Consider the following 16,311-nt stretch of genomic DNA (forward strand, 5'->3'; position numbering starts at 1 on the left):
ACTACTGCTGGCCGCCACCTAAGCCACCGCCCTGGCCACCTTGTCCGCCTTGTTGCTCTTCTTTTTTCAAGTCGTCGTTGTTCACCCCTTTCTTCTTCTTAGGTTTGGCGTTGAAATCCATTTTCCCGAAGTTATAGCTGAAATTCAGTCCGAACGAGCGCAAAGGATAATGGATGTCTGTCCGCTGAACAGAGTTTACAGTGGCATTATTGGTCTTGATGTTTAAATCACGGTTAAAAGGGTTCAGCACATTTAAGCCTATCGTCGCTTTTTTCTTCAGGATCTCCTTTTTCACAGCACCGCCGTAGAAATACATCATGTCTGTTTTACCCTGAGAGGTTCGTTTAGGCGCATTGATCACACCCCACAACTCCGTGCTCCATCCTCCCGGAAGGGCATAGGCAGAGCGTGCAAAAGCAGTGTAATTTAAAAATGTACCCGTATTTAAATTACTTTCCGAATTGCTGATCTCATAAGTATTAAAGCCCAGATTCGCCATTAAAGTCCATTTTGGCTTTGGATTGTAAGAACCAAAAACATTCAAACCGTACGACTGACTGGTACCCACATTCTTATAGGTAGTCAGGTTTCTGGTTTCACCATCTTCTTCAATGGGCCGGATAAAACTCTCTATAATGTTTTTAGTATTCCTGTAAAATGCAGAAACATTGACTACTGATCCTTTGATAAACGTAGAATAGCCCATTTCTATATTGTCAGAAAGCTCGGGCGACAACCCAGGGTTTCCTTCTATAGGATTAAACACATCGCTTTTGTTTCTAAAAGGGTTCAGGTAAAATAAGCTTGGGCGCTGCACCCTGCGGTTGTAACTCAGTTTAACCGTACTCATTCCTTTCAGGGTCTGCGAAATGACCATGCTCGGAAAAAGGTTAAAGTAATCATTATCAAAATTAAAGGTGTTTCCTGCCAGTCCGCCAATTTTGGTGTATTCAGCCCTCAGTCCTGCTTTAACCGATATTCTTTTGGTCAACTTAAAACCCATTACCCCATATGCTGCAGCAACATTCTGGTCGTAATCGAAGTCCTGCTGGGCCTGATCATAATCACTGATGATGTTCCTGAAGATCCCTTTAATCCCTGTTTCCAGAGTGGTCGTTTTGCTAAAAGGATAAGTATAGTCACTCTGAACAGTGTACTCATTGTTTTTTCCGGTATTGTGTCCGGTCAGTATGACCTCCGGTATCCCTTCTGCCACAAATCTGTTTGTAAAATCGCTGCCATTACGGCCGGTCGACAACTGTGCGGAAACACTGAACTCCTCTCCTTCCTTCTTGCTTGTTTTCCTGTAATCGACGTTCCAGTCCAGGTTGTTGAAACTCATGTCCATATCTCTGAAATTGGTAGAGGCAACACCATCCCTCAGGATTTCAGAGCTGCCCGGACCGCCATTCGAAAACCGGTTTATCTTTACCGTTGTACTAAAGTTATTATAGGCATTTACATCATAATCCACCCCGAAACTACCATTATAGCCTACCCTCGACCATTTGGAATAACCATTCTGCAATACCTCACTGGTCACTCCTTTTTCTGTAACACTGTTAAACGTTACCACTTTAGAGTTTTGTGGATATGCCTGGTTCAAACCTGCACTCCCGTTTACAGACAAACGCCCGGTTTTGGCGCTTAAACTAAAGGTACCATTGTTTGAGCGTGTTCCTGCCGTTGCATTTAAATTTCCACTGATGCCCTCTGCAGTTTTCTTTTTGGTGATGATGTTGATGATCCCGCCCGATCCCTCGGCGTCGTATTTGGCAGAAGGGCTCGTAATCACTTCCACACTTTTGATCTGCTCCGCAGGGATCATTTTCAGGGCATCGGCCACGCTGTTGGCCATTGTTCCGGAAGGTTTCCCGTTAATCAGCACCCTTACAGCGGCGCCCCGCAGCTGTACATTTCCGTTGATGTCAACAGATAACATAGGCACTTTACGCATCACATCAGTAGCGTCTCCCCCGGCATTGGTAATGTCCTGCTCCGCATTGTACACCAGCTTATCTACTTTATTTTCTATCAGAGCCTTCTGCCCTGATATTTCTACTTCCTTTAAATTGCCGGCGGCAGGACTGATGTAAATTACCCCCGCATTGTGGTCTGGTCTCTCCGGACTGGTTTTAACAGCAATGCTTTTCGATCTATAGCCCATAAAACCAACCGAGAGTTTATATTCATCCGGGGCAACGTTCTGCAGCACTACTTTTCCTTTTGCGTCCGTTACCCCTCCGTTTACAGACTTACTGTCTTTTGTTTTTATCAGGGATACACTGGCATAATCTATCGGTTTTTTTGTGAGTGAGTCCAGAATTACAGCAGTAATGCGTCCTGTTACCACTGGTTTGGCGGTTCCTCCGCCCAGAGAAAATTGCGCATAGCTGTTAAGGGTTATCCCTAAACCTATGAGCAAGATCAGAATTGATTTCATTTGAGTCTTTTTACGTTAATTAGTATACAAAAGTGGGCAATTGTTACAGATCGGCTCATTAATTTGTGCAAACACCAAAAACTATAAGATGCTTTACCTGAAAATTTAACTAACTCCAAGAAACTAACCAACCCTAAGAAAGTAAGAGAACCTGGGTCCGTGCTAAGCAAAGGCCCAGGTTCTCCTTTAACGGCAAAAATACCTTCTCAGAAAGAGAACGGTTATTTTCTATATTACAATATTTACAATCCTTCCGGGAACAACAATCACCTTCTTAGGTGTCTTTCCCTCCAGGTATTTCTGAATATCATCATTGGCCAGCACCAGGGCTTCTACTTCTTTAGGCTGCAAGGTGAGCGCAATATTCAGGTTCATGCGCGTTTTTCCATTTACCGAAATCGGATAACTGAACTCGTCTTCTACCAGGTATTCCGGATTAAAGGTCGGATAAGCGGTATACGACAAGCTGCCCTCCTCATGCCCCAGCAATGCCCACAGCTCTTCGCAAATGTGCGGTGCATAGGGCGAAAGCACCACAACCAGGTCTTCCAGCACCTGGCGGTTTTTACATTTCAGTTCGGTAAGCTCATTCACAGCAATCATAAAACTGGAAACAGAGGTATTGAACGAAAACCGCTCAATATCGTCCTGTACTTTTTTAATGATCTTATGCAGGGCTTTCAATTCGGCCTTTGCAGGGACAGAATCACTTACATGGAAATCCCAGTTTTCGTTATGGAACAAACGCCAGAATTTGCGCAGGAATTTAAACACCCCTTCAATACCATTGGTATTCCATGGTTTACTTTGCTCCAGCGGACCTAAAAACATCTCGTACATGCGCAAGGTATCGGCACCATAACTTTCAATCAGCACATCAGGGTTTACCACATTGAATTTAGATTTAGACATCTTTTCTACCTCTACACCGCAAATGTATTTGCCATTTTCGAGGATAAATTCTGCATCCGCAAACTCAGGCCTGAACAATTTAAATTGCTCAATGTTCAATATGTCGTTGTCAACAATATTTACATCTACATGCAGCGCCGATGTTTTATAGTCTTTTCTTAAGCCGTAAGAAACCAAAGTATTGGTGCCTCTGCCTGTTTCGTCAATAACCCGGTATACGAAACTGCTCCGCCCTTGTATCATGCCCTGGTTTATCAGTTTTTTGAAAGGTTCTTCCTCCTGCACATAGCCCAGGTCTTTCAGGAACTTGTTCCAGAAACGGCTGTACAACAGGTGCCCGGTTGCATGCTCAGCGCCACCTATATACAAGTCAACATCTTTCCAGTAAGTAATAGCTTCTTTTGAAGCAAAGTCTGAGTCGTTCCTGGCATCCATATAGCGGTACCAGTACCAGCTCGACCCTGCCCATCCCGGCATGGTGCTCAGCTCATACTCGTACTCGTCTTCATATTTCCAGTCCTCGGCCCTTCCCAATGGCGGCTCACCGGTTTCTGTTGGCAGGTACTTATCAATCTCCGGCAGCATCAGCGGAAGTTCTTCTTCTTTGATCAGATACGGCAGTCCATCTTTAAAATATACCGGAATAGGTTCTCCCCAATAGCGCTGCCTGCCAAAAATAGCATCACGCATGCGGTAGTTCACTTTTGCTTTCCCTACTTCTTTTTCTTCCAGCCATGCATTCAGTGTAGCCACAGCCTCGTTATAGTTCATTCCGTTAATGAAACCGGAATTGATGTACTTTCCTTCTTTGGTGGCATCTGCCTGATGCTCAATATCCTGCTGCGCATCCAGGATCTGGACCACCGGCAGGTTAAAATGACGGGCAAACAGCCAGTCGCGCTGGTCGCCGCTCGGCACCCCCATTACCGCTCCGGTTCCATAACCTGCAAGCACATAATCAGCAATCCACAACTGGATCCGCTCACCGCTAACCGGGTTAATCACATAGCTGCCGGTAAATGCACCCGATACTGTTTTGGTATCGGCCATACGGTCAAGCTCCGATTTTTTCTTCGTCTGCGCAATATACTTGTCGATATCTGCCTGCTGCTCAGCGGTGGTCAGCACCGCAACCAGTTCATGTTCCGGTGCCAGCACCAGATAAGAAACCCCAAAAATAGTATCCACCCTGGTGGTAAAAACCTCTATCGAATCTACATTCAAAGGCAGGTTTTTCGTTTCTGCAGCTTCAATTTTAAACTTTACACTCGCCCCAACACTTTTACCGATCCAATTGCGCTGCATCTCTTTCACCGGCTCAGGCCAGTCTATTGTATTTAAGCCTTGCAGCAAACGCTCTGCGTAAGCAGAAATGCGCATGCTCCATTGCATCATTTTCTTTTGTTCCACAGGGTGGCCGCCGCGTTCCGAAAAGCCATCTTTCACCTCATCATTGGCCAGTACCGTACCCAGGGCAGCGCACCAGTTTACCGTACTTTCCTTTAAATAGGTCAGGCGGTATTTTAAAAGTTCTTCCTGTTTTTCTTCATCGGTCATGGCGGCCCAGTCGCTCGGCATAAAGCTTTTTGTGTCCTCATCACAAACAGCCTTTACGTCGGCGCTGCCGGCAGCATTAAATTTTTCTATCAAAGTGGTCATGTCTTCTGCACGGTCTGTTTCCAGGTTATACCATGAATTGAACAGCTGCATAAAGATCCACTGTGTCCATTTGTAATATTCAGGATCGCTGGTACGCAGTTCCCTGCTCCAGTCAAAAGAAAAGCCGATCCCATCCAGTTGTTTGCGGTAGGTATTGATGTTGGCTTCAGTAGTTAAAGCCGGATGCTGCCCGGTTTGAATGGCATATTGCTCTGCCGGTAACCCGAAAGAATCGTAGCCCATAGGATGCAGCACATTAAAGCCCTTTAACCGCTTATACCTGGAAAATATATCAGAAGCAATATAGCCCAGCGGATGTCCAACGTGTAAGCCCGCTCCCGAAGGATAGGGAAACATATCCAGTACATAAAACTTAGGTTTTGCAGTATTTTTTTCTGCTTTAAACGTTGAATGCTGAGCCCAGAACTTTTGCCACTTCTGCTCTATTTCTTTAAATTGGTAATCCATTAATGCTATTCCTTTTATAGCGCGAAAATAAAGAAATTAAAACACATTCCTGATTTTACCAAACAATAAGTGTTTGGGGGTTTTATTTTCAGCTGCGTTGTAGATGCTGTGCCGGCCCGAGATGAGGTAAGCCACTACACAGGCGATGGCAGCATATAACCCACATGAAAGTCCAAACAGTTCCATTGCCATTACACAACAGGCCAAAGGCGTTTTGGCCGCACCGGCAAAAACAGCTACAAAGCCCATCCCTGCCAATAAACCCAGCGGCAATGGAAGGAATACAGATAGAGCACTACCGAGCGTTGCCCCGATAAAGAAAAGCGGGGTTACCTCCCCCCCTTTGAAACCGGCCCCAAGCGTGATGGCCGTAAACAGGATTTTAAGGGCAAAATCCTGAGGATGGCTCGCTGTGCTAAAGGACTCCACAATTGTTGGGATGCCTAAACCCGCAAACTTATACGTCCCTGGTATTAAAAATAACAATACCAGCACAATACCACCTGCCAAAGGGCGTAGCGGCATATAGTCAATTTTTTTAAAGATATGGGACAGGCCCTCTGTCAGGCGGACAAACACAATGGCAGCCAGCCCGAATGCAATGCCGGCAATACCGCTGTAGGCTAGGCCTTTTACCGAGAGGGGCAAAACTTCCGGAATGTGATAATGCGTATGCCCAACACCCCATAAGCTGGTCACCCAGGCTCCCATATAAGCACTTGCTGTGGCTGGCAATAGGGCCTTGTAGGGTATTTTTGCCAGCAAAAGCACTTCAATACTAAAAACGATACTAGCCAGGGGTGTACCAAAAACGGAGGCAAAGCCTGCACTTAAACCCGAAATGAGCAAGATGGTACGATCGGCAGCATTCAGCCTGAAAGGTTTATGCAACTGATCGGCAGCGGCACCCGCCATCTGTAAAGCCGTGCCTTCCCTACCTGCCGAGCCCCCAAAAAGATGGGTCAGCAGCGTTCCGCCAAGCACCAAGGGTACCATTTTAAGGGGAATGATGTCTTTCGGGTTATGTACGGTATCAAATAGCAGATTGTTGCCCCGTTCTACCCCCTTGCCGGTATAATGGTACAGCAGGCCGACAATAAAACCAGCGACCGGTAAAAAGTAAATCAGCCAATGGTGCTGGTTCCTGAAATCCGTAACCAGGTTCAGGCTTGATAAGAACAAAGCCGACAAGGTTCCGGCAGCAGTACCTGCAATCAAGACAAGAACAAGCCATTTAAATAAATACGGAAAAGAAAATGACGTTGTGTGTTTAACCATACCTACCGGCCCTGCCTGTTAATTTTCCAACAGGTCTGAGGGCAAATATAGCCGAATTTAAATTTGCTCAAAAAAAGCTGCCTGGCAAAAACCAGACAGCCCTCAGGTTTAATAGTGTGCCCGTAATTATCTTGTCAGATAGAATTTGATACTGCTTTTATCAACGCTGCCTGAAAACTCCAGTTTATTGCCCGTAACGGTAGTCACCGTGGTCGTATACAACTTGCCACCATAACTCAGGTTAAGCGCTTTACCTTCCATCACTACATAGGTGCCGATAAAACTCTGGGATTTTAAATTTACAATTACCTCATCCTGCTCATTATTCCGGAATTCAAAGGTATCCGACGCAACACCTGTATAGGTTTCGGTTGCCGAGCCCTGTACGGTTGTTTCTATTTTTGCTACTTTCCAGGTGCCGATAATGTCTTTTTTCAAACTCGTCTGTTCCTCTTTCTGACAGCTGGAAAAGCCAATAACCATCAATAATAGCGTAGCGGCTAAAGTAATTTGTTTTTTCATAATTGCATTTTTTTGGGTGATTATTTTTTTCTGATATGATTATTTACAACTTAACGCAGGTAATCTTCTTTTGGTACAAAAATGTTACACAAATTTTATTCCAAAGATGAATCCTCTGGATTAAGCAGCTGCGCTCTGCCCAGAAAAGCTTTTGCCTGTGTACGATATGAGTCTTATATTTTTAAATCTTTGCCAGGTCCTTTCTAGGTCTTTCCTAGGTCCTTTCTAGGTCAAAATGATCAGGAAAGGATTTAGCAGGAATCTAAAAAGGACGAAAAGGTCTACTAAAAAACAAAAGTGCAGGTACAACACAGCTTCAACACTGTCCGATAGCAGTATGGATGCTTAAACGGAATAGTAAATAGCCAGATTTAACCTATAAAAATTAACGCTTAAATTTTAGCTTTGTTCCAGATGAAAACATTTTTTACGGCCTGTCTGATTGCGTTTTGCTTTTCGGGCCTTGCACAAGATAAACAAGACACCACAAAAAGACTTAAAGAAGTAGTCATCCATCCTTATTTTTCTGCCCAGCCGCTCATGCGGTCTACCGGCAGTGTCGGAACAATAGACCAGGCTGTACTCAGCAGGCAACCATCAAATTCATTTGTATCGGCTATAAACACCATTTCGGGAGTACGTATGGAGGAACGATCTCCAGGGAGTTACCGGCTTTCCATCCGGGGCAGCTTATTACGTTCTCCTTTCGGCATCAGGAACATTAAAATCTATGTCGACGACTTCCCGCTTACCGACGCAGGCGGAGGCAGTTATTTCAATGCGCTCGATGTTGCTGCAGCCACCGGGATCCAGGTATTAAAAGGCCCGCACAGCAGTATATTCGGGGCGAATTCAGGCGGCGTGATCTTGGTGCAGCCACAGGGCGCAACGCCCGACAGTACAGCATTGGCTTTAAAAATTGAAGGAGGTTCGTTTGGTGCGTTCAGGGAAGATCTGAGCCTCAGCAAACAGTTCCATAAATACAGCTTCAACCTTACCCAGGCCTATCAGCGCAGCGATGGTTACCGCGACCACAGCGCCATGGACCGCAAATATTTTCAAACCCTGCAAAAATGGGACTACGCAAAAAATGTGGCATTAAAAGCCCTGATCTTTTACTCCGACCTGCATTACAATACTCCAGGCGGCCTTACAGAAGCACAATACCTGCAAAACCCAAAACTATCGAGACCTGCAGCCGGTGCTGCTAAAAGTGCTATAGAGCAAAAAGCTGGTATTTACAGTAAAACCCTTTATGGCGGGATTTCCCACAACTGGCAGATCACGGATTACCTGAAACACGTGGTAGCTGTATTTTCTTCTTATACGGATTTTAAAAACCCTTTCATCAGCAATTACGAGAAGCGTAAAGAATTTACTCTTGGCCTGCGCTCTTATCTGGAATACGGAAAAAAGTATACAGACCTCAGCCTGAAATTTAATTTGGGTGCCGAAAGCATGCGCACATCTTCCGACATTGACAACTATGGTAATGACTTTGGTACGCCCGGCAACCTTATGGCCTCTGATCAATTAAAAGCAGGTGCAAATTTTGCTTTCGCTCATCTGAGCATTGATGTGCTGAACAAATGGCTGTTTGAACTTTCAGCCAGTGCCAATTTGTATAAATATGCCTATGAAAGTATTGTACCGATAGCTATTGCAGCGCGTACCAACAGGTTTGATGTGCAATTGATGCCAAGACTTGCAGTTTCCTACATGGCTAGTCCGGATATTGCTTTAAAAGCTTCTGTAAGTAAGGGGTATTCGCCGCCCAGCATCAGCGAGATCAGGGCTTCGAACAATGTGATCAATGTTGACCTGCAGCCCGAATACGGATGGAATTATGAAGGCGGCATCAGGTACCAGCTACCCGACAACCGTCTGTTTATTGAGGTAACCGGGTTTTATTATCAGCTGAACAATGCCATAGTAAGGCGTCTGGATGAAAACAATGCAGAGTTCTTTATCAATGCAGGGGGCACCAGGCAATGGGGACTGGAGACGGCACTATCTTTCTGGTTGGTAAAGATGAATGCCAGCAAGCTAATCAGGGGAGTTCAACTGCGCAACGCCTATACACTGAGCCACTTTAAATTTGAAGACTACATAGATAAAACCGATGATTTTTCGGGCAACCACCTTACCGGGGTACCTAAAACCATGTGTGTGAGCAGTGCAGATATACAATTCCCCAAAGATTTTTATCTCTTTTTACAGCACAGCTTCACTTCCCGCATTCCGTTAAATGACGCCAATACGGCATACGCTAAAAAATACCATATCCTGCAGACTAAAATCGGCTGGAAGAATTTGCGCATTGGCCGTGTTCCTTTAGAGATTTTTGCAGGTGCAGACAATATATTGAACCAAAAGTATAGCCTGGGCAACGATCTGAACGCCTTTGGCGGCAGGTATTTTAATGCTGCCGCTACGCGGAATTTTTACGGGGGAGTGGCGCTAAGACTAAATAAACTGTAGAAATTAAATCTCAAGAATAAAAAAGATGAAAACCCGGCACTTCCCATATCTGCTGCTCGCAGCGTTAAGCATTGGTCTTTTAGGTTCCTGCAAAATATCCAGATTTGTATTTTACAATTTTGCGGACATTAAGGATTACAAAAAGTTTCCTGCACGGACGCTGCACAACGACAGCCTGAAATTCAGTTTTCATGTTTCCGCGCAGCAGAGAACACCTGCAAATATCAGTGCAACAGATGGAACCGGAATTCCTTTCGACAGCTATATGGAAGCCCATAAAACGGTGGCTTTCCTCATTATACAAAATGATACCATCAAATACGAAAAGTACTTTAAAGGATACGATAAGACCTCTATTGTTCCTTCGTTCTCTATGGCCAAGTCTGTCACCTCTATACTGATCGGCTGTGCAATAGCAGACGGACTGATCAAATCTACTGCTGAACCTGTCACTGCATACCTGCCCGAGCTGCAGAAAAACGGCTTCGAAAAAGTGACCATCAAACACCTGCTGCAAATGACCTCTGGAATTAAATTCAGGGAGGGTTATGTAAACCCTTTTTCGGAAGTAGCTACATTTTATTATGGAACCAACCTGAGAAAGGCCATTGCCAAAATGACTTTAAAACGGGGACCGGGGCAGCAGTTTGAATATGTTAGCGGAAATACCCAATTGCTGGGACTTGTGTTGGAAAGGGCGTTAAAGAACAAGACGGTGACACAATACCTGCAGGAAAAATTATAGCAGCCCCTGGGTATGGAATACGATGCAAGCTGGAGCATAGACAGGCAAAAAAACGGGCTGGAAAAAACATTTTGCTGCATCAACGCCAGGGCCTACGATTTTGCAAAGATTGGCCGCCTCTATTTAAACAAAGGAAACTGGAACGGCAAACAGCTTGTTCCGGCTAGCTGGGTAAAGGAATCGACCAGTGTGGATACCAGTAATGGAAGCGCCTGGTATTACCAGCAGCAATGGTGGCTGCCCAGTAAAACAGGCGATTTTATGGCAGCCGGAATTCTTGGGCAATATGTATATGTAAACCCTTCAAAAAACATGATTATTGTAAGGCTTGGAAAAAGCAGGGGAAAGGCCGACTGGCAGAAAATATTTACTACATTAGCTTCAAACTATTGAAGCCATGTCAAATACCTTTGCCCGATGCCTGACAGTTGCCTTTCTTATATTGATCTTCACGTTGCCTGCAACAGCCAAAAAGAAGAGGATACTGGTTTTTTCAAAGACGGCAGGTTTTTATCACCAATCTATTCCTGCAGGAATTGCAGCTATTCAACAATTGGGCAGGGAAAACGATTTTGAGGTAGACACCACAAAAAACGCAGCTTTGTTTACGCTAAAAAATTTAAAAAAATATGCAGCGGTTGTTTTTCTGAGCACAACCGGTGATGTTTTTGATGAAGGCCAGCAGGCCGCTTTTGAACAATACATTAAAGCAGGAGGCGGATATGCCGGTATCCATGCCGCTACTGATACCGAATACGGCTGGCCCTGGTACGGCAAACTGGCCGGAGCCTGGTTTATCAGTCACCCCGCCCAGCAGGTAGCTACCTTAAATGTGATCAACACCAAAACCATTGCTACCAGACATCTGCCGGAAGCCTGGAAAAGAAAAGACGAATGGTACAACTTTAAAGCGATAAATCCGGATCTTAAAGTGCTGATAAAAATTGATGAAAGCAGTTATAAGGGTGGGGCGAATGGCGACAATCACCCCATGTCCTGGTATCATGATTTTGATGGCGGCAGGTCCTTTTATACTGCACTTGGCCATGTTGAAGAATCTTATACAGACCCACTCTTTTTAAAACACATACTTGGCGGCATACAATACGCAATGGGTGTTAAAAAAATGGAAACTGTCCTCTAAGGATCCAGCGGATCAAAAGGATCAGGTTCCTGCGACTGTGCGACCGGATAAAAAACAGTGTCTTCGGGCCCCAGCGCTGCCAGATCTTTATAAGGCAGATACCCCAGGTCTCTCATGGCAGTTTTCCCCATCCGTTCAACAATATACTTACTCTGGCTTGTGTCGGTAACAATCAGCACCGGCTTATCTGCAGGCATACCAAAACGGAAGATCATGCGGCTGGCATTGCGGATATTGGTGGTGGTATGCCTGGCATGCGGCTCAATAAACACCACATCTTCGGGGATACCTAATTTTTCTACCAGATATTTTTTCATTTCAACAGCTTCGTTGAATGGCGTTCTGAAGGGATGTACCTGTCCGCCCGAAACTACAATAAAAGGTGCCAGCCCTTGCTTGTAACGCAGCACAGCGGCCTCGCAACGTTTGGCACCATTCGGATCTAAGGCCATCCCTGGTACTTCGGGACCTAAACCAGGCACCAGGATCATGCTGTATTTGAAAGCTTTCCAATCGGTAAGGCCTGCTTTTCGGAAAGGTGCAGCATTAAGGCCGGAATTCAGGGGTTCGTAGCGTGCGGCCTCATCCCTCCCGTTTAGTTTCAAAATATCAATGGCACCGCGAAGTGGCAGCTCAAAAAATGCCAATTGCTTATCCCCTGCAATTTTATGTTTCAGCAGCTGCTGCACTTGTGCAAGAAAAAGGCTGTCTCCGCGTTTAAAACTGATAGAGTCAATTTTTGGGTACCGGGGCGCTTTGGAAGAAATGTATACATCAAAAATCCGGTTAATTGCCAGGGCACAGTTGTTCCAGGATTTCCTTAAAACCACGGTATCCCTGTCCAGCCCCTTGATTTTTAGTCTGATCAGTTCGTTGCCAATTTCATTGATTTCCTTTCGGTCCCACTTTATGGCTTCGGCATAGCAGGAAGCCATTTTACAGCTATGGATTGCCTGTTGTACCCGCTTGCGTTGTGCGGTCAGGATCTTTTGGATCTGCTTGTTTTTAAGCAACGCTTTACCGGCGGGGCCGTTCTTTTCCAATTGAAGCAGTAAAGGAAAATTCTTGGCAATCAGGATGGAGTCGGTCTTATCTGACTGCAGCAGATTCTGGTACAGACTTTCATAACAGGGCTTCATGTCCTTCACATCCTTATAAGCACTTTCGTACATGAACGGCCCGGTATAACCGACCTGGTCCAGGGCCTTAAGTATCGCTACCCAGTTGTTTTGTCCCTGACCTGAACATGGGAAATAGTGATTTTCCTGCTTCCCTGTGCCATCGGCAATATGCACACTGCGCAGGCGTTTACCCATAGCCAGTATGAGGTTTTCGGGATGCTTAATGTGGTTCATGTCGATAGCTGAATATACATCAACAGGCAGCAGATCCATGATCTGGCTGGTTTCCTCCACGGTACGGCACAGGGGTCTTTCCCGCTTTGCATCGGCCAGGAGTTCAAAGCCCAGCATGTTCTCCACAACCATAGTGGAACCGATCTGTTTAACGGTCAGGTTCAGTGTTGCTACAGATTTTACCAGCTGTTTGATGCGCATTTCCCTTTCATTTAAGCCCAGGTAATAACTGGGATGGAAGAGTACAATTTCAGGCTGAAGGATTTTGCAGTAAGTCAGTACTTTCTGATGCAAGGCCACTACCTGTAGGCGTTCCTCTTCTTTCAGCAACGAAAGATCTACATCTTTTGCATAGGGCATATGCACAGACCAGATCCTGATCCCGGCATCGTTGGCTGCTTTTTTTGCCTGCTTTGCCCTCGCCAGTAGTTGCACATCTGTAAGTTTAAATTCACGGTTTTTGCCAACCAAAGGGTTCATGGATACTTCTATGTAATCTATTCCGGCTGATCTGGCATAGGCCATTTTCTCCGGTGTGATGGCGGTAATGGCTATGGAATAGCCCAGTTTCAGGCGTTTAGGCTGCTGCCTGGCTCCTGCGGTCTCACTGAACAAAAGGAGTACCAGTAAAATAAGCAGTTGTAAATTGATTCTCATAGGGTATGGTTTAAAGTGGATTGCCCGGAGTTATTTTACGGATGCGTGCATTGGAAAGATCGGCCACAAAAATGATTCCGTTACGATCGGCTACTGCATCGGTAGGCTGGTTGTATTTGGAACCTGTTTTACCACCATCCAGAAATCCGGCCGTACCATCGCCCCCGAGGGTGATCACATCTCCCGAAGGCCGCATCAGCCGCAGCATATGACTGGTCAGATCAGCGATATAATAATTGCCTTTGGTGTCAATGGATATACCGAATGGTTCAGAAAATGCCGATTTTAATCCGTTCCCGTCTATAGATTCCCGTACACCAGTACCCGCAATGGTAGTTACCACACCGGTATTTACCGTTATTTTTCGGATCCGGTTATTTTTCCTGTCGGCCACCAGTACATCGCCATTGGCATCAACAGCAAGTCCGGAGGGGTTTGCAAAACGTACATTTGGCCATGTACCGTCACTATACCCGGTAGTACCATTTCCACCAATGGTGGTGACCAGGCCATTTGGTGCAATTTTACGGACTGCATGGTTATTGTTGTCGGCTACATAGATGTTCCCGTTAAGGTCGGTAGCGATGGCAATAGGTCCGTTAAAGCGGGCAGCTGTACCTACCCCGTCCAGGAATCCGGCCGAACTTCCTGCAATAGTTGTGACCACTCCGGTACCGGCTGCAATTTTCCGGATGCGGTGATTTCCGTTATCTGCCACGTATATATTGTCATCTTTATCTATCCCAACCTTATAGGGGTTACGAAACTGGGCTACATCTGCAGCACCGTCCACAGCTCCGGCCACACCTGATCCCGCGATTACAGAAACCTGTCCGGCAGGTGTGATCATTTTAATGCGGTTATTGCCCCTGTCGGCCACAATTAGGTTTCCCTTGCTGTCCATGATCAGTCCTTCCGGACTTCTGAACCTGGCCTCATCAAGGGAACCAACGGCATCACCGGCTGCTGCACCAGAATAGGTACTGTTGATGTATTCAATTGCAATCTCGCCATAGGAAAACACAGGTCCTTTCGACGTCCTGCCCATCACACCAACCGTTATGCTGCCCGTTCCGCCATCTTCAGGCGCTTCAACCTGCAGTAAGGTATCTGTAGCCGATATTACACGGGCATTTATTCCTGCAAATTTCACGATGTTACCATCGGGGCTGGTGCTGAAACGCTTACCTTTTATGGTAACAATTGTTTTTGCCGGGCCCTGTGCAGGTAAAATGGATTTGATAACCGGATTGAGCGGAATGGCCTGCTCTTCTTTGCTGCAAGCCGTAAAAAGCAGCATGGTCATCGATGTTATGTAAAGCAATTTCTTTATCATATCTGTTGAATATTAATCAATGTTTTGATAAACTGTAAATGAATCTATATTGAGCAGTCCGTTGAGCAAAAAGGGTACATTGGATACACCAAGCCCCAGCTTATTCACCCTGAACCGCACATTCCCTTTAATGTTCAGGTTAAAAGTTACGCTTTTGGCCACAGCCGAAGCATCTGAAACATCTTCCCCTGCAGCTTTCCAGCTTGCGCCGGCATCCTGGGAGTATTCCAGCCTCCAGGTTGAAGAAGGCTCAGTACCATACGCCCCGTATACCAGCGTAACTTTGGAGGCCCCATTCGGCAGGTCGAAATTCATCTGTAAAAACGCAGGGACACTCAGGTTTTTCTGCATGCGGATACACTGGTTACCTCTCGGATCAAACCTGTCGCTGTTCCGTACCGCACCGAAGATACACTGGTGCAGGTTCCAGCTGCCGGACTTCAGGACAACATTGTTGCCCGTGGCGGGCATGTCAAAAATTGCTTTTTCTGATGCTGCAGGTGCCTCAAAATCTTCCGGGAATTTTGCATATATGGTACCACTGGCATTGCTTACATCATTCTCATTGCGCATCCTGAGCAATTGTTTTGCACCGATATTGCTGTCTTTAGTTGCATTGAAGTAGGTTGCAATCCCCACAAATGTAGCATTCATAGGCAGGCTTTCAGCGGCAAACGATGCTGTACTTTGGGTACTCAGGTAAATGCTGCCCCCCGTACCGTCGTCCAGCAGCTTATCCCCTTCAAAGGTATCACCTGCTACCGGAACAGGCATAATACCTGCATTATTGATCCTGATCAGCGTACTTTCGTAAGCCTGGAAATTGGAAAACAGGTCACTGAGTGCAATGGTCCTTGCAATGGTCTCCACACCAGATTTTACTTTGGTAATTCCGGCAGGGTTCAGCCCGCTGATCTGGAGTTTACCTTTACGGCGAACAAGTGTGGCACCACTCAGGTCAACTTTAACCGAGTCGCCGGGTTTATAGGAATTCAGGCTGGCCGTTCCGAAATCCAGTGAAATTCCGGCGAGTTTATTTTTCGAGACATTCTGGATCAGCAATTCACCAGGAGCTACATTCAATGAAGCGGCATCTGAAATGACAATACCTGCAACCTGGGTTGCTCCCATCACAACATCACTTTTCAGGCTGACGTCATCACCATTATAAAGGTTGCGGATAAAATCCACGCCCACAACGGGGCTGATCAGACCTGCTGCCGTATTTTCCTTTTCGCAGCCTGCCAGTATAATTATTGCCACCAGCAGGCCCAGTATTTTATATTCAATTCTTTTCATGCGATATCAAGC

At 45.8% G+C, this 16,311-nt stretch carries 11 protein-coding genes; 4 read left to right on the forward strand and 7 right to left on the reverse strand.

The features are described from left to right. Position 1: 1 nt before the first annotated feature. The 4 genes from ABIE26_RS10760 to ABIE26_RS10775 form a co-directional block, all read right to left on the reverse strand. Positions 2-2,443 carry an outer membrane beta-barrel family protein gene (locus ABIE26_RS10760; protein WP_310143207.1) on the reverse strand — a complete coding sequence of 814 codons (2,442 nt, stop codon included), beginning with the start codon at positions 2,441-2,443 and terminating at the stop codon, positions 2-4. Positions 2,444-2,671: 228 nt separating this feature from the next. Continuing rightward, positions 2,672-5,482, reverse strand: coding sequence for a leucine--tRNA ligase (gene leuS / locus ABIE26_RS10765; RefSeq protein ID WP_310143205.1), 2,811 nt, complete (start codon positions 5,480-5,482; stop codon positions 2,672-2,674). 36 nt (positions 5,483-5,518) lie between these two features. Beyond that, positions 5,519-6,700 carry a chloride channel protein gene (locus ABIE26_RS10770; protein ID WP_310143204.1) on the reverse strand — a complete coding sequence of 394 codons (1,182 nt, stop codon included), beginning with the start codon at positions 6,698-6,700 and terminating at the stop codon, positions 5,519-5,521. Positions 6,701-6,886: 186 nt separating this feature from the next. Beyond that, on the reverse strand, positions 6,887-7,282 hold the full coding sequence (locus tag ABIE26_RS10775; RefSeq protein ID WP_084237533.1) for a lipocalin family protein: 396 nt from the start codon (positions 7,280-7,282) through the stop codon (positions 6,887-6,889). 414 nt (positions 7,283-7,696) lie between these two features. On the opposite strand from ABIE26_RS10775, the gene ABIE26_RS10780 reads away from it, so the two are divergent. Genes ABIE26_RS10780 through ABIE26_RS10795 form a run of 4 tightly spaced genes read left to right on the forward strand, consistent with a single transcriptional unit; the run spans position 7,697 to position 11,652 of the window. Further along, on the forward strand, positions 7,697-9,763 hold the full coding sequence (locus ABIE26_RS10780; protein WP_310143200.1) for a TonB-dependent receptor: 2,067 nt from the start codon (positions 7,697-7,699) through the stop codon (positions 9,761-9,763). Between the two features lie 25 nt (positions 9,764-9,788). Next, a complete protein-coding gene (locus ABIE26_RS10785; RefSeq protein WP_310143198.1) occupies positions 9,789-10,508 on the forward strand; it encodes a serine hydrolase domain-containing protein in 720 nt (239 codons plus the stop codon). 12 nt (positions 10,509-10,520) lie between these two features. After that, on the forward strand, positions 10,521-10,901 hold the full coding sequence (locus ABIE26_RS10790; protein ID WP_310143197.1) for a hypothetical protein: 381 nt from the start codon (positions 10,521-10,523) through the stop codon (positions 10,899-10,901). A 4-nt stretch (positions 10,902-10,905) separates the two neighbouring features. Next, complete coding sequence (locus tag ABIE26_RS10795) at positions 10,906-11,652, forward strand: ThuA domain-containing protein (protein ID WP_310143194.1); 747 nt, start codon at positions 10,906-10,908, stop codon at positions 11,650-11,652. On the opposite strand, the gene ABIE26_RS10800 is transcribed toward ABIE26_RS10795, so the two are convergent. From ABIE26_RS10800 to ABIE26_RS10810, 3 genes are read right to left on the reverse strand one after another with little or no spacing between them, the layout of a single operon-like run. Next, a complete protein-coding gene (locus ABIE26_RS10800; RefSeq protein ID WP_310143192.1) occupies positions 11,649-13,664 on the reverse strand; it encodes a TIM barrel protein in 2,016 nt (671 codons plus the stop codon). The two genes, ABIE26_RS10795 and ABIE26_RS10800, sit on opposite strands and share 4 nt — an antisense overlap. Positions 13,665-13,674: 10 nt before the next feature. Next, complete coding sequence (locus ABIE26_RS10805) at positions 13,675-15,000, reverse strand: IPT/TIG domain-containing protein (RefSeq protein ID WP_310143190.1); 1,326 nt, start codon at positions 14,998-15,000, stop codon at positions 13,675-13,677. A gap of 12 nt (positions 15,001-15,012) precedes the next feature. Beyond that, the gene (locus ABIE26_RS10810; protein WP_310143188.1) at positions 15,013-16,299 is read right to left on the reverse strand and encodes a DUF5689 domain-containing protein; all 1,287 of its coding nucleotides are present in this window, start codon (positions 16,297-16,299) and stop codon (positions 15,013-15,015) included. Positions 16,300-16,311 lie beyond the last annotated feature (12 nt).

Source organism: Pedobacter africanus, from assembly GCF_040548825.1.
Taxonomy (GTDB): domain Bacteria; phylum Bacteroidota; class Bacteroidia; order Sphingobacteriales; family Sphingobacteriaceae; genus Pedobacter; species Pedobacter africanus_A.

Coding starts and splice junctions, on each gene's coding strand:
- ABIE26_RS10760 (WP_310143207.1), bottom strand. CDS start 2,443: ATGAAATCAATTCTGATCTTGCTCATAGGTTTAGGGATAACCCTTAAC.
- ABIE26_RS10780 (WP_310143200.1), top strand. CDS start 7,697: ATGAAAACATTTTTTACGGCCTGTCTGATTGCGTTTTGCTTTTCGGGC.
- ABIE26_RS10805 (WP_310143190.1), bottom strand. CDS start 15,000: ATGATAAAGAAATTGCTTTACATAACATCGATGACCATGCTGCTTTTT.
- ABIE26_RS10790 (WP_310143197.1), top strand. CDS start 10,521: ATGGAATACGATGCAAGCTGGAGCATAGACAGGCAAAAAAACGGGCTG.
- ABIE26_RS10800 (WP_310143192.1), bottom strand. CDS start 13,664: ATGAGAATCAATTTACAACTGCTTATTTTACTGGTACTCCTTTTGTTC.
- ABIE26_RS10775 (WP_084237533.1), bottom strand. CDS start 7,282: ATGAAAAAACAAATTACTTTAGCCGCTACGCTATTATTGATGGTTATT.
- ABIE26_RS10795 (WP_310143194.1), top strand. CDS start 10,906: ATGTCAAATACCTTTGCCCGATGCCTGACAGTTGCCTTTCTTATATTG.
- ABIE26_RS10810 (WP_310143188.1), bottom strand. CDS start 16,299: ATGAAAAGAATTGAATATAAAATACTGGGCCTGCTGGTGGCAATAATT.
- ABIE26_RS10785 (WP_310143198.1), top strand. CDS start 9,789: ATGAAAACCCGGCACTTCCCATATCTGCTGCTCGCAGCGTTAAGCATT.
- leuS (WP_310143205.1), bottom strand. CDS start 5,482: ATGGATTACCAATTTAAAGAAATAGAGCAGAAGTGGCAAAAGTTCTGG.